18 protein-coding genes and 1 other RNA gene are annotated in these 20,445 nt (G+C 65.1%); 13 read left to right on the top strand and 6 right to left on the bottom strand.

Going from position 1 to position 20,445, the window contains the following annotated elements; genetic code table 11:
• Nucleotides 1-86 precede the first annotated feature (86 nt).
• A complete protein-coding gene (locus tag FEZ61_RS04775; RefSeq protein ID WP_173147519.1) occupies nucleotides 87-497 on the top strand; it encodes a PA2817 family protein in 411 nt (136 codons plus the stop codon).
• 61 nt (nucleotides 498-558) lie between these two features.
• Here FEZ61_RS04775 and nfuA read toward each other — a convergent pair whose 3' ends face one another.
• From nfuA to FEZ61_RS04790, 3 genes are all read right to left on the bottom strand, one after another.
• Nucleotides 559-1,143: a Fe-S biogenesis protein NfuA gene (gene nfuA, locus FEZ61_RS04780; protein ID WP_064308678.1), complete on the bottom strand. Its 585-nt coding sequence runs from the start codon at nucleotides 1,141-1,143 to the stop codon at nucleotides 559-561.
• Nucleotides 1,144-1,224: 81 nt separating this feature from the next.
• Nucleotides 1,225-2,190 carry a diguanylate cyclase gene (locus FEZ61_RS04785; RefSeq protein ID WP_017640577.1) on the bottom strand — a complete coding sequence of 322 codons (966 nt, stop codon included), beginning with the start codon at nucleotides 2,188-2,190 and terminating at the stop codon, nucleotides 1,225-1,227.
• A gap of 2 nt (nucleotides 2,191-2,192) precedes the next feature.
• Nucleotides 2,193-3,194, bottom strand: a complete 1,002-nt coding sequence (locus FEZ61_RS04790; protein WP_085984306.1) for a response regulator — start codon at nucleotides 3,192-3,194, stop codon at nucleotides 2,193-2,195.
• A 227-nt stretch (nucleotides 3,195-3,421) separates the two neighbouring features.
• Here FEZ61_RS04790 and metH point away from each other — a divergent pair, with 227 nt between their 5' ends.
• Together metH and FEZ61_RS04800 are read left to right on the top strand one after the other, a co-directional pair.
• Entirely contained in the window at nucleotides 3,422-7,138 is a 3,717-nt protein-coding gene (metH, locus tag FEZ61_RS04795; RefSeq protein WP_173147521.1) for a methionine synthase, read from the top strand.
• A gap of 93 nt (nucleotides 7,139-7,231) precedes the next feature.
• Nucleotides 7,232-8,359, top strand: a complete 1,128-nt coding sequence (locus FEZ61_RS04800; RefSeq protein WP_173147523.1) for a PQQ-dependent sugar dehydrogenase — start codon at nucleotides 7,232-7,234, stop codon at nucleotides 8,357-8,359.
• 35 nt (nucleotides 8,360-8,394) lie between these two features.
• Here the strand turns inward: FEZ61_RS04800 and FEZ61_RS04805 are convergent, their stop codons facing one another.
• Nucleotides 8,395-8,697 carry a DUF1883 domain-containing protein gene (locus tag FEZ61_RS04805; protein ID WP_017640573.1) on the bottom strand — a complete coding sequence of 101 codons (303 nt, stop codon included), beginning with the start codon at nucleotides 8,695-8,697 and terminating at the stop codon, nucleotides 8,395-8,397.
• A gap of 85 nt (nucleotides 8,698-8,782) precedes the next feature.
• On the opposite strand from FEZ61_RS04805, the gene FEZ61_RS04810 reads away from it, so the two are divergent.
• The 10 genes from FEZ61_RS04810 to FEZ61_RS04855 all read left to right on the top strand — a co-directional run bounded on the left by FEZ61_RS04810 (nucleotide 8,783) and on the right by FEZ61_RS04855 (nucleotide 18,217).
• A complete protein-coding gene (locus tag FEZ61_RS04810) occupies nucleotides 8,783-9,811 on the top strand; it encodes an RNA methyltransferase (RefSeq protein WP_173147525.1) in 1,029 nt (342 codons plus the stop codon).
• 102 nt (nucleotides 9,812-9,913) lie between these two features.
• Nucleotides 9,914-10,318 carry a 3-phosphoshikimate 1-carboxyvinyltransferase gene (locus tag FEZ61_RS04815; RefSeq protein ID WP_173147527.1) on the top strand — a complete coding sequence of 135 codons (405 nt, stop codon included), beginning with the start codon at nucleotides 9,914-9,916 and terminating at the stop codon, nucleotides 10,316-10,318.
• 51 nt (nucleotides 10,319-10,369) lie between these two features.
• Nucleotides 10,370-11,392 (top strand): twin-arginine translocation pathway signal protein, encoded by a 1,023-nt coding sequence (locus tag FEZ61_RS04820; RefSeq protein WP_173147529.1) that lies wholly within the window; start codon nucleotides 10,370-10,372, stop codon nucleotides 11,390-11,392.
• 150 nt (nucleotides 11,393-11,542) lie between these two features.
• Nucleotides 11,543-12,397, top strand: a complete 855-nt coding sequence (gene efeU / locus FEZ61_RS04825; RefSeq protein WP_173147531.1) for an iron uptake transporter permease EfeU — start codon at nucleotides 11,543-11,545, stop codon at nucleotides 12,395-12,397.
• Nucleotides 12,398-12,438: 41 nt separating this feature from the next.
• A complete protein-coding gene (gene efeO, locus FEZ61_RS04830; protein WP_173148084.1) occupies nucleotides 12,439-13,593 on the top strand; it encodes an iron uptake system protein EfeO in 1,155 nt (384 codons plus the stop codon).
• Complete coding sequence (efeB, locus tag FEZ61_RS04835; RefSeq protein WP_173147533.1) at nucleotides 13,590-14,882, top strand: iron uptake transporter deferrochelatase/peroxidase subunit; 1,293 nt, start codon at nucleotides 13,590-13,592, stop codon at nucleotides 14,880-14,882. Before efeO (FEZ61_RS04830) ends, efeB begins: the two co-directional genes overlap by 4 nt.
• A gap of 21 nt (nucleotides 14,883-14,903) precedes the next feature.
• Nucleotides 14,904-15,719 (top strand): iron uptake system protein EfeO, encoded by an 816-nt coding sequence (gene efeO, locus FEZ61_RS04840; protein WP_173147535.1) that lies wholly within the window; start codon nucleotides 14,904-14,906, stop codon nucleotides 15,717-15,719.
• Between the two features lie 78 nt (nucleotides 15,720-15,797).
• Nucleotides 15,798-15,872: non-coding RNA, sX9 sRNA (locus tag FEZ61_RS04845), on the top strand.
• A gap of 202 nt (nucleotides 15,873-16,074) precedes the next feature.
• The gene (locus FEZ61_RS04850) at nucleotides 16,075-17,733 is read left to right on the top strand and encodes a nitrite/sulfite reductase (RefSeq protein ID WP_173147537.1); all 1,659 of its coding nucleotides are present in this window, start codon (nucleotides 16,075-16,077) and stop codon (nucleotides 17,731-17,733) included.
• A complete protein-coding gene (locus FEZ61_RS04855) occupies nucleotides 17,717-18,217 on the top strand; it encodes a DUF934 domain-containing protein (RefSeq protein WP_173147539.1) in 501 nt (166 codons plus the stop codon). The genes FEZ61_RS04850 and FEZ61_RS04855 overlap by 17 nt, the downstream gene beginning before the upstream one ends.
• 58 nt (nucleotides 18,218-18,275) lie before the next feature.
• On the opposite strand, the gene FEZ61_RS04860 is transcribed toward FEZ61_RS04855, so the two are convergent.
• Nucleotides 18,276-19,268 (bottom strand): YhdH/YhfP family quinone oxidoreductase, encoded by a 993-nt coding sequence (locus tag FEZ61_RS04860; RefSeq protein WP_173147541.1) that lies wholly within the window; start codon nucleotides 19,266-19,268, stop codon nucleotides 18,276-18,278.
• A gap of 49 nt (nucleotides 19,269-19,317) precedes the next feature.
• On the bottom strand, nucleotides 19,318-20,343 hold the full coding sequence (gene sohB, locus FEZ61_RS04865) for a protease SohB (protein WP_133863095.1): 1,026 nt from the start codon (nucleotides 20,341-20,343) through the stop codon (nucleotides 19,318-19,320).
• Nucleotides 20,344-20,445 lie beyond the last annotated feature (102 nt).

Consider the following 20,445-nt stretch of genomic DNA (forward strand, 5'->3'; position numbering starts at 1 on the left):
CGGCGGGCAAAGGTTCGATCCTAGTCGAACCAGACAACGTCGGACAGTGCCCCTATACTGCGCAGCCGCTTTTTCAGGAGACATTCATGGCCACTTCCTATCTCGCCCACCACGTCGCCCTCCTCGCCCAGCTGCGTGCGGTCTTGGCCGACGTCGGCGCGGCTGAGCAGGTGCCCTCGGAGAACCACGCGCTGTTCCTCGACCGCTTCGACGAGCTGGTCGCCGGATTGCCGCAGGCGCCCGAGGAATACGCCTATCTCGGCCAGGACCTGCTCAGCCAGATCTTCAGCCGCTATCCGCAGATCGCCCATCGGGTACCGCGCGACCTGCTGTGGTTCTTTGGCGGCGATTGCCTGCACTTCATGCCGGACGAAGAGCTGACGCTCTATCAGCGGCTGGACGAGCGTCGCCATGAAGCGGAATCCCGCGGCGAAGTCTTCGACTGGGCGCAGGAGCAGCGCCTGATGGCCCTGCCGGAAGACGCAGCGCGTCACTGAAACGTCGAAGGGCTATCGATCGGTTCGATAGCCCTTCGCGACAGCCAGGACGCCAGGCTACCTAGTAGTAGGCGTTTTCGCGGTTGGTGTGGTCGGTGACGTCGCGCACGGCGGTGAGCTCGGGGATCCGCTCCAGCAGGGTGCGCTCGACGCCATCCTTGAGGGTCAGATCGACCTGACCACAGCCCTGGCAACCGCCACCGAAGCGCAGCACCGCGACGTTGTCGTCGACGATATCCACCAGGCTGACCATGCCGCCGTGGCTGGCGAGCCCCGGATTGATCTCGGTCTGCAGGTAGTAGTCGACGCGCTCGTTGAGCGGGCTGTCCTCGTTGACCATGGGCACCTTGGCGTTGGGCGCCTTGATGGTCAGCTGGCCGCCCATGCGGTCGGTGGCGTAGTCCACCAGGGCGTCTTCCAGGAAGGGCTGGCTGATGGCATCGAGGTAGGCGGTAAAGCTCTTCAGGCCGATGGGCTGGTCATCGGGCTTCTCCTCGCCGGGCTTGCAATAGGCGATGCAGGTCTCGGCGTACTGGGTGCCGGGCTGGGTAATGAAGATGCGGATACCGATCCCGGGGGTATTCTGCTTTTCCAACAGGTCGGCCAGGTAATCCTGAGCCGCGTCGGTAATGATGATGGCGCTCATGGTCACTCCTCAACAGGTGTGACAAGTTTACGCCACCCTACCCCTCGACGAAAGCCCTAGTGAAACAGTCGGATAATCGTCTCAATCCAGACGCTGAACGAAGCTGGTGACCCTATTGCGCCCGGCATGCTTGGATTCGTACAGCGCCTTGTCCGCCTGCTGGATCATCTGCTCGTGATTGCCCAGGGGCACCGACAGATCGGTGAGGCCAATGCTGATGGTGAAGGCGATGGGCGTTCCCAGCACATCGAGACGCATCGCCTCCACCGCTTCGCGCAGGCGCTCGGCGAGTAGTCGCGCGCCTTCTACACCCGTGTCGAGCAGCACCACGCCGAATTCCTCGCCACCGTAGCGTCCGGCGATGTCGGCGTTGCGCACATGGGTCTTGATCACCCCGGCCAGCGCCTTGATCGCCTGATCGCCAACGGCGTGGCCATGGGTGTCGTTGATGCGTTTGAAGTGATCGATGTCGAGCATCATCAGCGCTAGGCGGCCGCCATAGCGCTGGTGCCGGGCGAATTCCTCGGTGAGGCGTTCCTCCCAGTAGCCACGGTTGGCCAGCCCGGTCAGGCGATCGGTGCGCGACAGCTCCTGCAGCTTGTCGTTGGACAGCTCCAGTTGCCGCTTGTTGATGGCGACATCGGTGACGTCGTAGATCACCACGCAGATATGGGCGATGGCCCCGGTGGAATCGCGTAGCGGCAGCAGGGTCACGTTCTGGTACATGAAGGCTTCCACGCCGGTGATCGGCTGGTAGCTCTTGAAGTGGACCAGATAGGGTCGCTGTTCCCAGATGGAAAAGGCCCGGGTGCCCAGCAGGACCACGCTTTCGGCCTTGGCGCGAAACCAGGCCTCGTCGATTTCGGCGAAGACCGCGAACAGCGACTGCTGGCTGACCTCGCTGAGGATCCGCCCGGAATGGTTTTCCATGAAGCTGTTCCAGACCTCGATACGGTAGTCGAGGTCCAGCACCACCACGCCGACATCGATGTTCTGCACGATGTCCAGCAGCCAGTGGAGTTCGTTGATATCGATCTGTGCGGCCATGCTCAACTCATCAGGTAGCCGATCTTGCGGGTGATGCGCTTCACCGAATCCTCGGTGAACAGCAGCAGCAGATCGAAGTGGACGTTATGGCCTTCCAGGCTGTAGCTGAGTTCGACCGCCAGGGTCTTCTTCCAGCGCGTCTTGTTGACGACGATGAGCTCGTCGATGGACGCGTGGTGGCCGAGGATGGTCGGATGGCCCTGGGAAAAGCGGATGTCGAACTGCTCGGCGATCCCGGCCAGGCAGGCGCCGATGATGATGCTCGACAGATCCAGCAGCATCTCGATGTCGCCGGACTCCCCCGCCTCGCGCCAGCGCACCAGGCGCGCCATGTCGTCGAATTCAGAGTCGTGGAAGATCAGCAGCGCCTCGCCGGCGATGCCCTCGCCGATGTAGCCCTGGCACACCGCGCTGAGACGATCCTCGCGCTGTGCATCCACCAGCGTCATGTGCAGCTCGCTGACTTCCAGGATGTTGACATTGGGAATGGGCAACTGGACGAAGACATCCAGCGCCTTGGCCAGCAGGGCCCCGGCGCGACCCATGGAGACGTTGACCACCTCGCGGAAGGCATCGCGGAAACTGACTTCCAGCTCTGGACGCGCGATGGGTTCCGCCGGAGTCGTCGGGCTTGGGCTATAGATACCATGGCGCTGGAGCACCGTGGCCAGTTCGGTGGGATCGGCCGGCTTGCGGATGAAGTCCAGGGCGCCCAGTTCGCGCACCCGTGCCACCGCCTGTTCCTGGACATCGCCGGAGACGACGATCACCTTGACCGCCAGACCCTCGTTGCGAATTGCCGCCAGGGTGCCGTAGCCATCCAGGATCGGCATGGTCAGGTCCAGCAGCATCACCTGGCCCAGCCCCTGACGCAGCGCCGTGAGGGCTTCCTCGCCATTGGTGGCCTGGGTGATGGATACCCCCCAGCCTTCGGGCAGGGAGCGCACCAGCTGCTTGCGCGCCATGTTCGAGTCGTCGCATATCACCAGAGGAATCACGGCCACCTTCCATGACACTGTTTTGACGCACAGTAAACGTCGGTCATCTGTCAGTAAAGCAGCACTTCGGGCGCTTGTCCGCCGCCCGCTCTAGATCGCTAAGCATCCCTGGCATGAAAGACTCGCCGACCCTTCATGAGCGCTGCTCATCATGGATCACTGCCGATACCGGGGCGGGCGCCGGCTTTTGCTATGCTGCCACCCTTTGTCCAGCGTCTCTTCATCTCTGTGGAATGCCCATGACTGATCGTAGCTCTCGCCTCGCCGCCCTTCGCCACGCCCTCGCGCAGCGCATCCTCATCCTCGACGGCGGCATGGGCACCATGATCCAGAGCTATCGCCTGGAGGAAGCGGACTACCGCGGCAGGCGTTTCGCCGACTGGCCGAGCGACGTCAAGGGCAACAACGACCTCTTGCTGCTGACCCAGCCGAAGATCATCGCCGAGATCGAAAAGGCCTACCTGGATGCCGGCGCCGACATCCTGGAAACCAACACCTTCAATGCCACTCGGGTCTCCCAGGCCGACTACGGCATGGAAGAGATCACCTATGAGCTGAACCTGGCCGGTGCCCGGGTCGCTCGTGAAGTGGCCGACGCCAAGACCCTGGAGACCCCGGATCGCCCGCGCTTCGTCGCCGGGGTGCTCGGCCCGACCAGCCGGACCTGCTCCATCTCTCCGGACGTCAACAACCCCGGCTATCGCAACGTCACCTTCGACGAGCTGGTGGAAAACTACACCGAGGCCACCCGCGGCCTGATCGAGGGCGGCGCCGACCTTATCCTGATCGAGACCATCTTCGACACCCTCAATGCCAAGGCGGCGATCTTCGCCGTCCAAGGCGTGTTCGAAGAGGTCGGCATCGAATTGCCGATCATGATCTCCGGCACCATCACCGACGCTTCCGGCCGCACCCTCTCCGGCCAGACCACCGAGGCCTTCTGGAACTCGGTACGCCACGCCCAGCCGATTTCCGTCGGCCTCAACTGCGCCCTGGGCGCCAAGGAACTGCGGCCCTACGTCGAGGAATTGGCGACCAAGGCCGATACCTTCGTCTCCGCCCACCCCAACGCCGGCCTACCCAACGCCTTTGGGGAATACGACGAAAGCCCCGAGCAGATGGCGGCGGTGGTGGAGGAGTTCGCCGCCAGCGGCCTGCTCAACATCGTCGGCGGCTGCTGCGGCACCACCCCGGCGCATATCCAGGCCATCGCCGAGGCGGTCGGCAGGCATGCGCCGCGCCAGTTGCCGGACATTCCCAAGGCCTGCCGCCTCTCGGGCCTGGAACCCTTCACCATCAGCCGCGAGTCGCTGTTCGTCAACGTCGGCGAGCGCACCAACATCACCGGCTCGGCCAAGTTCGCCCGGCTGATTCGTGAGGAGAACTATGCCGAGGCCCTGGAAGTGGCCCAGCAGCAGGTAGAAGCCGGCGCCCAGGTCATCGACATCAACATGGACGAAGGCATGCTGGACTCGCAGGCGGCCATGGTCACCTTCCTCAACCTGATCGCCTCCGAGCCGGACATCTCCCGGGTGCCGATCATGATCGACTCCTCCAAGTGGGAGGTGATCGAGGCCGGCCTCAAGTGCATCCAGGGCAAGGGCATCGTCAACTCCATCTCCATGAAGGAAGGCGTCGAAGCCTTCATCCATCACGCCAAGCTGTGTAAGCGCTATGGCGCGGCGGTGGTGGTCATGGCCTTCGACGAAGACGGGCAGGCCGACACCGAGGCGCGCAAGAACGAGATCTGCGCCCGCTCCTACGACATCCTGGTCAACCAGGTCGGCTTTCCGCCGGAAGACATCATCTTCGACCCCAACATCTTCGCCGTGGCGACGGGGATCGAGGAGCACAACAACTACGCGGTCGACTTCATCAACGCTTGTGCCTATATCCGCGACAACCTGCCCTACGCCCTGACTTCCGGCGGCGTGTCCAACGTCTCCTTCTCCTTCCGCGGCAACAACCCGGTACGCGAGGCCATCCACTCGGTCTTTCTCTACCACGCCATCCAGAACGGCCTGACCATGGGTATCGTCAACGCCGGCCAGCTGGAGATCTACGACGAGATTCCGGCCGCCCTGCGCGAGCGGGTCGAGGACGTGGTGCTCAACCGCACCCCGGCCGGCACCGACGCCCTGCTGGCCATCGCCGACGACTACAAGGGCGGCGGCGCGGTCAAGGAAGCCGAGACCGAGGAATGGCGCGGCCTGCCGGTGGACAAGCGACTGGAGCATGCCTTGGTCAAGGGCATTACCACCTGTATCGTCGAGGACACCGAGGAGTGCCGCCAGCAATGCGCGCGGCCCATCGAGGTCATCGAAGGTCCGCTGATGAGCGGCATGAACGTGGTCGGCGACCTGTTCGGCTCGGGCAAGATGTTCCTGCCGCAGGTGGTCAAGTCCGCCCGGGTGATGAAACAGGCGGTGGCCCACCTGATTCCCTTCATCGAGGCGGAGAAAGGCGACAAGCCCGAGGCCAAGGGCAAGATCCTCATGGCCACGGTCAAGGGCGACGTCCACGACATCGGCAAGAACATCGTCGGCGTGGTGCTGGGTTGCAACGGCTACGACATCGTCGACCTGGGCGTCATGGTCCCGGCGGAAAAGATCCTGCAGACCGCCATCGCCGAGAAGTGCGACATCATCGGTCTGTCGGGCCTGATCACCCCCTCGCTGGACGAGATGGTCCACGTCGCCAAGGAGATGCAGCGCCAGGGCTTCACCCTGCCCCTGATGATCGGCGGCGCCACCACCTCCAAGGCCCATACCGCGGTCAAGATCGAGCCGCAGTACCGGAACGATGCCGTGGTCTATGTCACCGACGCCTCGCGCGCCGTCGGTGTGGCCACCCAGTTGCTCTCCAAGGAACTCAAGGCCGGCTTCGTTGAGCGCACCCGCGCCGACTACGTCGAGGTGCGCGAGCGCACCGCCAATCGCAGCGCCCGTACCGAACGCCTGTCCTACGCCAAGGCGGTGGCCAACAAGCCGGCCTTCAACTGGCTCGGCTACCAGGCGCCCAAGCCCAGCTTCACCGGCACCCGGGTGCTGGAAGACATCGACCTGGCGGTGCTGGCCGAGTACATCGACTGGACCCCCTTCTTCATCTCCTGGGACCTGGCCGGCAAGTACCCGCGCATCCTCACCGACGAGGTGGTGGGTGAAGCCGCCACCGCGTTGTTCGACGATGCCCAGGCCATGCTCAGCAAGCTGATCGACGAGCAACTGATCAAGGCCCGCGCCGTGTTCGGCTTCTGGCCGGCCAACCAGGTCCGTGACGATGACCTGGAAGTCTATGGCGAGGACGGCCAGCCGCTGGCCATCCTGCACCACCTGCGCCAGCAGACCATCAAGCCCGAGGGCAAGCCTAACCTGTCCCTGGCTGACTTCGTCGCGCCCAAGGAAACGGGTGTGACCGACTACATGGGCGGCTTCATCGTCACCGCCGGCATCGGCGCCGAGGAACTGGCCAAGGACTACGAGCGCAAGGGCGACGACTACAACTCGATCATGGTGAAAGCCTTGGCCGACCGCCTCGCCGAAGCCTGTGCCGAATGGCTGCACGAGCGGGTGCGCAAGGAACACTGGGGCTATGCCGCGGACGAGACCCTGGACAACGAGGCGTTGATCCGCGAGCAGTACAAGGGCATCCGCCCTGCCCCCGGCTACCCGGCCTGCCCCGATCACACCGAGAAGGCCACCCTCTTCAAGCTGCTGGATCCCGAAGCGAGCTTCAACGAGGCCGGTCGCAGCGGGGTCTTCCTCACCGAGCACTACGCGATGTTCCCGGCCGCCGCCGTCAGCGGCTGGTACTTCGCCCATCCCGAGGCCCAGTATTTCGCCGTGGGCAAGATCGACAAGGATCAGGTCGGCAGCTACACCGAGCGCAAGGGCCAGGAGCTGGCGGTGACGGAGCGGTGGTTGGCGCCGAATTTGGGGTACGACAACTAAGCTGGCAGACGCCTCAGGTAACAAAAACGCGGCCCTTTTCGCTGGCGTCCCTACTAGGGTGTAGGGACTTCCAACGACGAGGACAGCGTGCCCATGAAAGGTCTCACCCTAGCTGCCGGCAGTCTCCTGCTCAGTCTCGCCACCCTGAACGCCAATGCCGCACCCCAGGCTCTCTCCCAGGATCAGTGGCCCTTCACGGCCACGCCCAGGGCCACCTTGGACGCGCCCTGGGCGATCGCCTTCCTGCCGGATGGCACTGCCCTGGTCACCGAGAAAGGCGGTGTGCTCAAGCACCTGAATGTGCAGACCGGCAAGGCCCAGGACATCAGCGGCGTGCCCAAGGTGATCGCCGCCGGCCAGGGCGGACTGGGCGATGTCATCCTGCATCCGCAATACGCCAGCAACGGGCTGATCTACCTGAGCTATGCCGAGGCCGGCGAAGACGGCACCCAGGGCGCGGCGGTCGCCCGGGCCAAGCTGACCCTGAAGGAGGACGGCAGTGGTTCGCTCAGTGACCTCAAGGTGATCTGGCGGCAGACGCCCAAGGTCAGTGGCAACGGTCACTATGGCCATCGCATGAGATTCGGTCCGGACGGCAAGCTGTGGATCACCTCGGGTGAACGGCAGAAGTTCACCCCGGCCCAGGACATGAGCGGCAACCTGGGCAAGCTCATCCGCCTCAATGACGATGGCAGTGTCCCCGCGGACAACCCCTTCGCCAAGCAAGGCGGCGTAGCGGCGCAGGTCTGGTCGCTGGGCCATCGCAATCCGCTGGGTATCGCCTTCGATGCCCAAGGCCGCCTATGGGAGCAGGAAATGGGTCCCCAGGGCGGTGACGAGCTGAACCTGATCCAGCGTGGCGGCAACTACGGCTATCCCGAGGTCTCCAATGGCGACCACTATGGCGGCAAGCCGATTCCCGATCACTCCACACGCCCGGAATTCATCCCGCCCAAGATCACCTGGACGCCGGTGATCTCCCCCGCCGGCTTGATGATCTACGCAGGAGACCGCTTCCCGGCCTGGAAGGGCAATGCCTTCATCGGCGGGTTGTCGTCCAAGGCGCTGGTACGGATCGAACTCAAGGGCGAAGAGGCGCGCGAGGTGGAGCGCTATGCCATGGGCACGCGCATCCGTGACGTCGAGGAAGGTCCCAACGGCAGTCTCTGGGTCTTGGAAGACGGTGCCAACGCCCGGCTGCTGGAGCTGCAGCCGAAATAGCCGCCAGGGTCACCCAGGGACGGGTGACCGCTGTCTCAACGCAGCTCGGAAGGCGAGCGGCGGACGATCTTGATCGAGTGCTTGATCTCGGGCTTGCGGGTCACGCTGATGGGCCGCTTGGTCACGGTGTCCAGGGTGATGTTCCAGAAGCCGGTGCTGGGTACGGTGATACGCGCCGGAAAGGTGTCGAAGGCGCCGCCATGATAGGTGTGGCGGCCACCGTTCTTAAAGCTGCGGAAATTGGCATCGTTCATCAGGCGGATGTTGCACACCCCCGAACTCTGGATGACGACCAGGTCGCCCTCGTTGAGATGCTCGCGCTGGTGGATGAACTTCATGACGGGTCCTCGTCTTGCAAAGGACTAGGATAGCATCCCTGCCCTGTCCTATTATCGCCGCCCGCCCCCGACCTGCCCTTTTCCCATGCGTATTTCCGATGTCGTCCAGTTGCTCGCCGATGCCGGTGCCAAGCCCAAGCACAGCGCCAGAATCCTGCGCGCCTGGTGCCAGGGCCTGCCCCTGGACACCGGTACCCGCCGCCAGCACGCCGAAAATTTCCTGCCCCTGGAGGTGCGTAACGCCATCCCTGCGCTGACCGAGCGCCTGGAGGGCCTGGCCCGGGTGACCTCGGAGCATCCGGGGGCCGACGGCTCGGCGCGGATGCTGGTGACCCTGGGCGACGGCCAGGCGGTGGAAAGCGTGCTGCTGCCGCGTGATGGACTCTGCGTATCGTCCCAGGTCGGCTGCGCGGTGGGCTGCGTCTTCTGCATGACCGGCAAGAGCGGCCTGCTGCGCCAGGTGGGCAGTGCCGAGATCGTCGCCCAGGTCGCCCTGGCGCGACGGATCAGGGCGGTGAAGAAGGTCGTCTTCATGGGCATGGGCGAGCCTGCGCACAACCTGGACAACGTGCTGGAAGCCATCGACCTGCTGGGCAACGCCGGCGGTATCGGTCATCGCAACCTGGTGTTTTCCACCGTCGGCGATCCGCGGGTGTTCGAGCGACTGCCCCAGCAGGCGGTCAGGCCGGCACTGGCGCTGTCGCTGCACAGTACCAATGCCGAGCGGCGGGCCCGGCTGCTGCCCAAGGCGCCCCGCTACGAACCGGGCGAGCTGATCGAACAGGGTGAAGCCTATGCCCGGCTGATCGGCTATCCGATCCAATACCAGTGGACGCTGCTCGCCGGCATCAACGACAGTCAGGAAGAGATGGACGAACTGCTGCGCCTGATGAAGGGCAAATACGGCGTGCTCAATCTGATCCCCTACAACAGCCTGGAAGTGGATGACTACCAGCGCCCCGATGGCGAGCGCATCGTGCAGATCGTGCGCTACCTGCACAGCCGCGGCCTCCTCACCAAGGTGCGCAATTCCGCCGGCCAGGATGTCGATGGCGGCTGTGGCCAGTTGCGCGCCCGGGCAGAGGTGCTGCGCCCCGTACGCGTCAGCGCCTGACCGATCGTCCCGCGCCTGGCCCCGCCTATCAGATGCGGCGGAACGCCAGGCCTGGCGCCCCCCTCAGAGTGCACTCGCACCATTCAGAGGGAAGCTTTTTCCATGCAGGATCGCATTAAACGCCACGACCCCTTCATCGCCGGCTTGAAGGAACGTCTGCCCGAAGAGCTGCGCGAGACCTTTACCGAGGAGCAGCTGGAAGCCCTCAAGCTGGCCTTCGGCACCCGCAGCTGGGGCAAGCACAGCGTCGATCTGCGCGGCACCGTCAAGTTCTGGCATCGCCGTTACTACTTCGTCTTCCTCGCCGGTCGCAACTATCGTCAGCTCTCGCGCCTGGAGCAGGAATTGTCCCTGCTGGGCAAGGCCACGGTGCTGGCGGCGATTCTGCTGGCCTGCGGCCTGGTGGGTCTGGTGCTGCTCTATCTGCTCAAGTCCGCGCTGGGCATCGATATCTTTCCCGACTACTCCTTCGGAGTTTGGACCTGGTTCAAGGGTCTATTCGAGTAGCACGGATTCGCTGGACCCCGGCAGGGAGGCTTGCCCCTCGGGAGACCTCCTATGCCCCACCTGAATCGCCGCCGGACCCTCGGCCTGCTGGCTGCCAGTGCCGCCCTGCCCCTACTGGGCGGCTATCCACTCAACGCCGTTGCGGCAGATGACGAATACCTCGCCCTGGTCGAGAAGGAAGCCCCCGGCCTCGGCTTCTATCGCCTGGCCGATGGCAAGCGCGTCGGCAGCCTGGAATTGCCCGAGCAGCCCCACGAGATCGTCGCCGACCGTCAGGGTCGCTATGCCTATGTCGGCCAGTATGGCGTCAAGAGCTGGCAGGCGCCCGGCGAAGGCGGTCACCAGGTCAGCGTGATCGATCTCGCCGAGCGCCGGCTGGTAAGGTCCATCGACCTGTCGCCCTACCACCGCCTGCACGGCATGCGGCTGGACGACCAGGGTCGCCTCTATGTGCTCAGCGAGACCGATTCACTGCTCATTCGCTTCGACCAGCCCGCCACCGCCGAATCACCCAGTCAGATCGTCCCGGTCGGCGGCACGCGCAGCCACTACTTCGTGCTGACCCGCGATGGGCGGCGTGCCTATGTCGCCGATACCCTGAGCGGCCTGGTTATCCTGGTGGATGCGCACAATCCCGCCGTCCTGCCGGTGAAGAAGTATCTTGGTCAGGCGCCAGAAGGCTGCTGCCTGAGTCCGGACGAGCGGACGTTCTATGTGCGGGACCGGTTCGCCGGCATCCTCCATGCGCTGGATGCCCGCGACCTCGCGCCGCTCCGCCAGGGCAAGCTGCGCGGCGAAGCGGTGCGCGTGGCCGCCTTGCCGGATGGCCGCCTGCTGGTCTCCAACCTGGCGGACAAAAGTCTTTCGCTGCTGCGGCCCGATACCCTCGCCGAAGTGGCCTACCTGCCCATGGGTAGCGCCGTGCCCGGACTCAACCTCGATCCCCGCGGCGAGCGCCTCTTCGCGGCCCTGGAGGACAACCAGCTGGCGGTGGTCGATCTGCGCAGCTGGCGCGAGATCCGCCGCTTCGCTACCGGCAAGGCGCCGGATACCGCCGTGGTCTTTCGCGCCTGAGGCTCTGCAATACGGGGATCCGCTGCCAACCAGTCGGCGGATCCGCAAGGCACGAGAATCATCCGCATTTAACAATCTGAATCATTGTGATACAAATCACCGACCTCCGGGCGCCTTCGCGCCCCTTCGCTTATGTCGGTGATAGCTTTCATGCTCGTTCCCTTTTTGATCATGCTCCGCGAAGGCATCGAAGCGGCGCTCATCGTTGGCATCATCGCCAGCTACCTGCAACGCACCGGTCGTGGTCACTGGATGCCCGCGGTCTGGGTCGGCGTGATGCTGGCCGCCGCGCTGTCGCTGTTCGTCGGCGCCGGCCTGCAACTGGCCAGCGCCGAATTTCCGCAGCGACAACAGGAACTGTTCGAAGCGGTGGTAGGCCTGGCGGCCACGGCCATCCTCACCTCCATGGTGTTCTGGATGCGCAAGGCGGCGCGTTCGATCAAGACCGAGCTGCAGGACTCCCTGGAAAACGCCCTGTCCGCCTCGCGCAACCAAGTCTATGCCCTGATCGGCATGGTCTTCCTGGCGGTCGCCCGCGAGGGCCTGGAAACGGTGTTCTTCCTGCTCGCGATCTTCCAGCAGAGCGCCGGCCCCGGTGCGCCCCTGGGCGCCCTGCTGGGCCTGGTCATCGCCATCGCGGTGGGCTATGGCCTCTATACCGGCGGTGTACGGCTGAACCTGGGCAAATTCTTTCGCTTCACCGGCCTGTTCATCCTCTTCGTAGCGGCCGGCCTGTTCACCAACTCGATCAAGGCCCTGCATGAAGCCGGGCTGTGGAATGCGCTGCAGCAGGTGGTCTTCGACTGGAGCCATGTGCTGCCCGCCGACGGCCCGGTCGGTACGGTCCTGGCCGGTATGTTCGGTTACCAGGACACCCCCACGGTCAGCACCCTTGGCGCCTATCTGCTGTTCCTGGCGGTCACCCTGCCGCTGTTCTTTCGCACCCCGGCGGCGCCCCAGCGTCCTGTCGTAACCACCCCTGCCTCGCTGGAGCGCCCGTCTTGAACAACACCAACTCCCATTCGCCAAAGCCAGGCTCCACGGCCATGCGCCTGGCCGTGATCGGCTCCGCGACCTTGCTGGTCGTGGCGGCCGCCGCCTTCTACTACGCCTCGCGCTCGGCCGGTCAGCGCCATGCCGAGGTGGGTGACGGTGAGGTCAGAGTCGAGATTCTGGCCAATCGCTGCGAGCCCAATGCCCTGGAGGTGCCCGCCGGGCCGGCGCGTTTCCGTATCGTCAACCGCTCGGACCGTGCGGTGGAGTGGGAAATCCTCGATGGCGTCCTGGTGGTCGAGGAGCGCGAGAACATCGCCCCCGGTCTCAGCCAGGTCATCAACGCCACCCTGGCGCCCGGCGACTACGCCATTACCTGCGGCCTGCTGAGCAATCCGCGCGGCACCCTGAAGGTGCTGCCCACGGCCGCCTCGGAAGCCGCCAGCAAGGCCGGCCCGACCCTGACCCAGTTCGTCGGTCCGCTGTCGGAGTACCGCGTCTACCTAAATCAGCAGAGCCGCCTGCTGCTGCAGGGCATCGCCACCCTGCAACAGGCGCTGGCCGCGGGCGACCTGGAGCAGGCCCGCGCCGCCTATGCCGCTGCCCGCCTGCCTTACCAGCGCCTGGCGGCGACCGCCCAGCGCTTCGCCGAGCTGGACAATCGCCTCAATGCCCGCGCCGACTACTACGAACAGCGCGAACAGGATCCAGCCTTCGGTGGCTTCCATCGCCTCGAACAAGGCCTCTTCGCCGGCAACAGCACTCAGGGCCTGGAGCCGGTCGCCAACCGCCTGCAGCAGGACGCCGCCGCGCTGCGCGACGCCTTGCTCGGTCAGTCGCTGCCACCGGAGCAACTCAGCGGCAACGCCGCACGCCTGCTGCACAACCTGGCCAGCACCCGGATCTCGGGCGAGGAAGAGCGCTATAGCCAGCTGCTCCTGCCTGGATTCGCCGCCAACCTGGAGGGCACGCGCAAGGTGATCGAGTTGCTGCGCCCGCTGCTCGCCAAGGGTCATCCCGAGTTGCAGCAACGCCTGGATACCCAGGCCGACGCCTTTGCCGCGGCCCTGGGCGATGTCCACCGCCCCTACTCTTCCCTGTCCCCTGACGATCGCCAGCGCATCGCCGCCGCGGCCCAGGCGCTGGCCGATTCCCTCGACCAGGTCGCCCCGGCCCTGGGCCTTGCCGCCACCAAGACCACGCCATGAAGAAGTCCGCTCCCGATCAGCCCAATATCGAACGTCGCCGCCTGCTGGGTGGCCTCGGCGCCGCCAGCGTGGCCCTGGCCGGTGCCGGGCTCTGCCCGATGCACGCCCGGGCGGCCAGCACCGCCGAGGTGACCCGCGCCCCCGGCAGCGCCAATACCCATCAGCGCCAGGCGTTCCTTGGCCCGCACCAGAGCGGCATCGTCACCCCACGGCCGGCGGCCGGAATGATCGTGGCCTTCGATGTGCTGGCCAGCGATCGCGAGGACCTGGAACGCCTGCTGCGCACCCTCGACGAACGCATCCGCTTTCTCATGCAGGGTGGCCCGGTGCCGGAGGTCGACCCCAAATTGCCGCCGTTGGATTCCGGCATCCTCGGTCCGGTCGTGACGCCGGACAACCTGACCATCACCGTCTCCGTCGGCGAGTCCCTGTTCGATGACCGCTTCGGCCTGAGCGCGATCAAGCCGCGGCAGCTGCAGCGCATGACCGGCTTTCCCAACGACGCCCTGGAAGCGGACTGCTGCCATGGCGATCTCTGCCTGCAGTTCTGCGCCAACACCCCGGACACCAACATCCACGCCCTGCGCGACATCCTGAAGAACCTGCCGGATCTCCTGGCGATCCGCTGGAAGCAGGAAGGCAGCGTGCCGGTGCAGGATCCGCCGCCCGGCCAGCCCGCCGAGAGCGCGCGCAACTTCCTCGGCTTCCGCGACGGCTCGGCCAACCCGGATTCCACCGACCAGCAGGCGATGGACCGGATCGTCTGGGTCCAGCCCGGCAGCGGCGAACCGGCCTGGGCGGCCCAGGGCAGCTACCAGGCGGTGCGCATCATCCGCAATTTCGTCGAGCGCTGGGATCGCACCCCGCTGCAGGAGCAGGAAGCCATCTTCGGTCGGCGCAAGGCCAGTGGCGCGCCCATGGCCGGCGGTCACGAGACCGACGTGCCGGACTACGCGAGCGACCCCAAGGGCAAGGTCACCCCGCTGGACGCCCATATCCGCCTGGCCAATCCCCGCACCCCGGAGAGCCAGCGCAACCTGATCCTGCGCCGCCCCTTCAACTACTCCAACGGCGTGCGCAAGAATGGCCAACTCGACATGGGCCTGCTGTTCATCGCCTACCAGGCCGACCTGGAACAGGGCTTCATCGCCGTGCAGAAGCGGCTGGATGGCGAGCCCCTGGAGGAATACATCAAGCCCATCGGCGGCGGCTACTTCTTCGTCCTGCCAGGCATCACCGATCCAAAGGACTACCTCGGCCGCAGCCTGCTGGCAGCCGCACCGCTTTAAACCCTCGACAGGAGAAGTCGAATGAAACGCTCGTCACTCGCCGTTGCCCTCGGACTGGCTCTGGCCATGCCGGCCTTTGCCGCCAACTCGCCGCTGGACCTGGTCGGCCCCATCTCCGACTACAAGATCTATGTCACCGACAACCTGGCCAAGCTCACCGAGCAGACCCAGGCCTTTACCGCAGCGGTCAAGCGCGGCGACCTGGCCACCGCGCGCAAGCTCTATGCGCCGACGCGGGTCTCCTACGAGCAGGTCGAGCCCATCGCCGAACTCTTCAGCGACCTGGACGCCGCCATCGATTCCCGTGAAGACGACCATGAACAAGGCGTCAAATCCGAGGACTTCACCGGCTTCCACCGCCTGGAATACGCCCTCTTCGCCCAGAACACCACCGAGGGCCAGGGGCCCCTCGCCGACAAGCTGCTGGAGGACGTCAAGGACCTGCAGAGCCGCGTCGACGGCCTGACCTTCCCGCCGGAAAAGGTGGTCGGCGGCGCTGCGGCGCTGATGGAGGAAGTGGCGGCGACCAAGGTGTCGGGCGAGGAAGAACGCTACAGCCATACCGATCTGTACGATTTCCAGGCCAACGTCGATGGCGCCAAGAAGATCGTCGACCTGTTCCGCCCGCAGATCGAGAAGCAGGACCAGGCTTTAGTCGGCAAGGTCGACAAGAACTTCGCCACGGTCGACAAGATCCTGGCCAAGTACAAGACCAAGGATGGCGGCTTCGAGGCCTACGACAAGGTCAGCGAGCGTGATCGCAAGGCCCTGGTCGGTCCGGTCAACACCCTGGCCGAGGACCTCTCCACCCTGCGCGGCAAGCTGGGCCTGAACTAACCGCGGCTGCTAAAACTACTGCGCGTCCGCCAGACGGGCGCGTGCAGTGCTCGGAATCCTCATGTACCGCTCGTACACTCGTGCGCGAGCCCGGTCCGGTTCCTGCGCGCCGCGCGCACCCGCCTGACAGCCGCTCGCTACGCTTTATCAACCACGGTATTCATAAGTGGTATCCGGCGCCGCCCACCCGCTTTCCGCTTATCGCCGGAATAGATTTATATATAAAGAAACATCGCTTTTAAGCATATAGACCTGCTGCTATCGTGCACGGCCTAGAAAAGTCTCCAGAGCACCCCGGGGTGCCCAGGACTTCGATCACGCGCAGCCGTGCGCGCCGCCTGACAGCAGGATGACCATGTACGTTTACGATCAGTACGATCAGCGGATCGTCGAAGAGCGTGTCGCCCAGTTTCGCGACCAGACCCGCCGCTTCCTGGCTGGAGAGCTGGGTGGCGAAGAATACCGCCCGCTGCGCCTGCAGAACGGTCTCTACATCCAGCGCTACGCGCCCATGCTGCGGGTCGCGGTGCCCTACGGCCTGCTGAACACTACCCAGGTGCGCAAGTTGGCGCAGATCGCCCGTGACTACGACAAGGGCTACGCCCACATCAGTACCCGGCAGAACTTCCAGTTCAACTGGCCGGAGCTGGAAGACGTCCCCGAGATCCTCGCCGAGCTGGCCACCGTGCAGATGCACGCCATCCAGACCAGCGGCAACTGCATCCGCAACACCACCACCGACCAGTTCGCCGGCGTCGCCCATGACGAACTGGTCGATCCGCGCCCTTGGTGCGAGATCATCCGCCAGTGGTCGACCTTCCACCCCGAATTCGCCTTCCTGCCGCGCAAGTTCAAGATCGCCGTCAACGGCGCCGCCCTGGATCGTGCCGCCATCGAGGTGCACGACATCGGCCTGGAAGCGGTGCGCAACGAGGCCGGCGAGCTGGGCTTCCGCGTGCTGGTCGGCGGCGGCCAGGGCCGTACCCCCCACACCGGTGAATTCATCCGCGAATTCCTGCCCTGGCAGCACCTGCTCAGCTACCTGGAAGCCACCCTGCGGGTCTACAACCGCTACGGTCGCCGCGACAATAAGTTCAAGGCGCGCATCAAGATCCTGGTCAAGGCCCTGGGCGCCGACGCCTTCGCCGAAAAGGTCGAGGCCGAATGGGCCCACCTCAAGGACGGCCCCATCACCCTGACCGACGCCGAGGTCGCGCGGGTCTCCGCCTTCTTCGTCGATCCGGCCTATGCCGAGCTGCAGGACCAGGACGAAGCCCTCGCCCGCCTGGACGCCGAGCAGCCCGGTTTCGCCCGCTGGCGTCAGCGCAACACCTTCCGCCACAAGCGTCCGGGCTATGTCGCCGTGACCCTGTCGCTCAAGCCCACCGGCGTGGCCCCGGGCGACGTCACCGATCGCCAGCTGGACGCCATGGCCGACCTCGCCGATCGCTACAGCTTCGGCGAGCTGCGCACCTCCCACCAGCAGAACGTCATCTTCGCCGACGTCCGACAGGATCAGTTGCTGGAGCTCTGGCACGAGTTGCGCGAGCACGGCTTCGCCACCCCCAACATCGGCCTGCTGACCGACATCATCTGCTGCCCGGGCGGTGATTTCTGCTCCCTGGCCAACGCCAAGTCGATCCCCATCGCCGAAGCCATCCAGCGCCGTTTCGACGACCTGGACTACCTGTTCGACATCGGCGAGCTGGATCTCAACATCTCCGGCTGCATGAACGCCTGCGGTCACCACCACGTCGGCCACATCGGCATCCTGGGCGTGGACAAGAAGGGCGAGGAGTTCTACCAGGTATCCCTCGGCGGCGACGCCGGTCGTGACGCCACCCTGGCCAAGATCCTCGGCCCCTCCTTCGCCCAGGACCAGATGCCCGAGGTGATCGGCAAGCTGATCAACGTCTACGTCGAGCAACGCACCGAAGACGAGCGCTTCATCGACACCTACCGCCGTATCGGTATCGACCCCTTCAAGGAGCGCGTCTATGCAAAGAATCATTAAGGGCGACCAGCTGGTCACCGACAACTGGCACCTATTGCCCAAGGACGTCGCCTTCGCAGACGTCCCCAACAGCGACGACGTGATCATTCCGGCCGCGCTGTGGCTGGAACACGGCCATGCCCTCACCTGCCGCGACGGCCGCCTGGGCATCTGGCTGGACAGCGACGAAGAGCCCGAGAGCATCGCCGCCGATCTCGAGCATTTCGCCCTGATCGCCATTAACTTCCCGGCCTTCGTCGACGGGCGTGGCTATTCCTATGCGCGCCTGCTGCGCGAACGCTTCGGCTGGACCGGCGAGCTGCGCGCCATCGGCGACGTCCTGCAGGACCAACTGTTCTTTCTCAAGCGCTGTGGCTTCGACGCCTACGTGGTCCGTGCCGACCGCGATCCGGAAGCGGCGCTGGCCGGTCTGCGCGACTTCAGCGTGACCTACCAGAGCGCGGTGGATCAACCGGAGCCGCTGTTCCGTCGTCGTCAGGCCTGACCGCCTCGGACGCAAAAAGAAACCCGCCGCGGCGGGTTTCTTTTTGCCTGGCCTTCGCTCAACCGAGATCGACGACCACGCGACCCACCATCTTGCCGGCAAGAATCTGGCTGATGGTATCGGGCAACTCTTCGAGGCCGACCTCGCGAGTCAGGCTGTCCAGGTCATCCAGCTTCCACTGCACCGAGAGCTTGTCCCAGAGCGCGGCCTTGGCCATCAGCGGCAACTCGACGGAGTCCACACCCAGCAGATTCACCCCGCGCAGGATGAAGGGAAAGACCCCGGCCTCGAAGGTGGTGCCGGCCGTCATGCCACAGCAAGCTACGCTGCCGCCGTACTCCAATGACTTGATGACATTGAAGAGGATGTCGCCGCCGACGGTATCCACTGCGCCGGACCACTGCTGGTCCAGCAGCGGCTTGCCGACGCCATCGGCCAGGGTCGCACGGTCGAGGATCTGCCGAGCGCCCAGCCGATGCAGCCACTCCGCGCGCTCCAGCTTGGCGGTGGACGCCGCCACGTGATAGCCCAGGCGTGCCAGCAACTTGACCGCCAGACTGCCCACGCCACCACTGGCACCGGTGACCAGCACGGTACCAGCTTCAGGGGTCAGGCCCATCTGTTCGAGCTTCTCGACGCACAGCGCCGCGGTGAGCCCCGCGGTGCCCAGCACCATGGCTTCACGCAGGCCGAGATTGTCCGGGCGGCGGATCACCCAGGCGGCCGGCACCCGGATGTACTGGCCGAAGCCGCCGGGAGTGCTCATGCCCAGGTCGTAGCCCGTTACCAGCACCTCATCGCCCACGGCGAATTCGCCAGCGTTGGAGTGCTCCACCACCCCGGCAGCGTCGATACCCGGGGTATGGGGATAGCGCCGGGTCACGCCGCGGTTGCCGATGGCCGACAGGGCGTCCTTGTAGTTGAGCGAGGAGTAGCGCACCCGGATCAGCACCTCGCCCGCGGGCAGGTCGTCCAGGCGGCGCGTCACCACCTCTTGCCGGAAAGCACCATGGGCCCCTTCGGTCACCCAGAGCGCCTGAAAATTGCTCATCGCATAACCTCCATTGGAGTCTTGTTATGGGCCGTCAGTCCCTTGGACCTCAGCGCCAGCGGGTCGACTCGGCCAGGCGCTCCCACCAGGTGCTCACCAGGCGATCGACCCCGAGGCTCGCGGCCATGCCCAGGCGCTCGGGCAACGACTTCTTCTCGACGAAGCGCAGCGAAAAGACTTCGACCACCTGGGCCCGTTCGGCCAGGTATTCGTCACTGGTGCGCAGCTCGTCCACCAGTTGCTTGCCCAGCGCGGCCTGGCCGAGCCAGACCTCGCCGGTGGCGACCTCGTCGATATTGAGCTGCGGCCGGTAGTGGGCGACGAAATTCTTGAACAGCACATGGGTGGTATCCAGATCGTGCTGGAATTTTTCCTTGCCCTTCTCGTCGTTCTCGCCGAACACCGTGACGGTGCGCTTGTACTGGCCGGCGGTGAAGACCTCGAAGTCCACGTCATGCTTCTTCAGCAGGCGGTGGACATTGGGCAACTGGGCGACCACACCGATGGAGCCGAGGATGGCGAAGGGCGCACAGAGGATACGGTCGCCGATGCAGGCCATCATGTAACCGCCACTGGCCGCTACCTTGTCGACGCAGATGGTCAGGGGAATTCCCGCCTGGCGGATGCGCGCCAGTTGCGAGGCGGCCAGGCCATAGCTATGCACCAGGCCACCACCGCTTTCCAGCCGCACCACTACCTCGTCCTTGGGCGTCGCCAGGGTCAGGACGGCGGTGATCTCGTTGCGCAGGTGTTCGTTGGCCGTGGCCTTGATGTCGCCATGGAAATCGAGCACATAGACCCGCGACTTGCCGGTCTCGCTCTTGCGCTTGGTCTTCTCGGCCTTGGTCTCGCGCTTGCGCAGGGCCTTGAAGGCCTCCTTGCCCAGCACGCTCTGCTGTAACCTCAGCCGCAGATCGCGATAGAAGTCATTGAGCTTCTGCACCTGCAACTGGCCAGCGGAGCTGCGCCGGTTGCGGCCGCGGACGGCGACGGTGAACAGCAGCACGGCGATGATGGCGACCACCACGGTGACGGTCTTGGCCAGGAAACTGGCATAGTCGGCAAGAAACTCCACGGACTCTCCTAGGATGGCGGCAGCAGTGCCCTGCCCAGCATACCGAGTCGCCCGACCGATAGAAACTCGGCGATTCCCGGCGGTCTTCCGGCACCGGCTAGC

This window comes from Pseudomonas sp. MS15a(2019) (assembly GCF_013277805.1).
GTDB lineage: Bacteria > Pseudomonadota > Gammaproteobacteria > Pseudomonadales > Pseudomonadaceae > Chryseomonas > Chryseomonas benzopyrenica.

Excerpts from the sequence above, each read along its gene's own strand:
- FEZ61_RS04775 (WP_173147519.1), top strand. The coding sequence starts at position 87 with ATGGCCACTTCCTATCTCGCCCACCACGTCGCCCTCCTCGCCCAGCTG.
- nfuA (WP_064308678.1), bottom strand. The coding sequence starts at position 1,143 with ATGAGCGCCATCATCATTACCGACGCGGCTCAGGATTACCTGGCCGAC.
- FEZ61_RS04785 (WP_017640577.1), bottom strand. The coding sequence starts at position 2,190 with ATGGCCGCACAGATCGATATCAACGAACTCCACTGGCTGCTGGACATC.
- metH (WP_173147521.1), top strand. The coding sequence starts at position 3,422 with ATGCCCATGACTGATCGTAGCTCTCGCCTCGCCGCCCTTCGCCACGCC.
- FEZ61_RS04800 (WP_173147523.1), top strand. The coding sequence starts at position 7,232 with ATGAAAGGTCTCACCCTAGCTGCCGGCAGTCTCCTGCTCAGTCTCGCC.
- FEZ61_RS04805 (WP_017640573.1), bottom strand. The coding sequence starts at position 8,697 with ATGAAGTTCATCCACCAGCGCGAGCATCTCAACGAGGGCGACCTGGTC.
- FEZ61_RS04810 (WP_173147525.1), top strand. The coding sequence starts at position 8,783 with ATGCGTATTTCCGATGTCGTCCAGTTGCTCGCCGATGCCGGTGCCAAG.
- FEZ61_RS04815 (WP_173147527.1), top strand. The coding sequence starts at position 9,914 with ATGCAGGATCGCATTAAACGCCACGACCCCTTCATCGCCGGCTTGAAG.
- FEZ61_RS04820 (WP_173147529.1), top strand. The coding sequence starts at position 10,370 with ATGCCCCACCTGAATCGCCGCCGGACCCTCGGCCTGCTGGCTGCCAGT.
- efeU (WP_173147531.1), top strand. The coding sequence starts at position 11,543 with ATGCTCGTTCCCTTTTTGATCATGCTCCGCGAAGGCATCGAAGCGGCG.
- efeO (WP_173148084.1), top strand. The coding sequence starts at position 12,439 with ATGCGCCTGGCCGTGATCGGCTCCGCGACCTTGCTGGTCGTGGCGGCC.
- efeB (WP_173147533.1), top strand. The coding sequence starts at position 13,590 with ATGAAGAAGTCCGCTCCCGATCAGCCCAATATCGAACGTCGCCGCCTG.
- efeO (WP_173147535.1), top strand. The coding sequence starts at position 14,904 with ATGAAACGCTCGTCACTCGCCGTTGCCCTCGGACTGGCTCTGGCCATG.
- FEZ61_RS04850 (WP_173147537.1), top strand. The coding sequence starts at position 16,075 with ATGTACGTTTACGATCAGTACGATCAGCGGATCGTCGAAGAGCGTGTC.
- FEZ61_RS04855 (WP_173147539.1), top strand. The coding sequence starts at position 17,717 with ATGCAAAGAATCATTAAGGGCGACCAGCTGGTCACCGACAACTGGCAC.
- FEZ61_RS04860 (WP_173147541.1), bottom strand. The coding sequence starts at position 19,268 with ATGAGCAATTTTCAGGCGCTCTGGGTGACCGAAGGGGCCCATGGTGCT.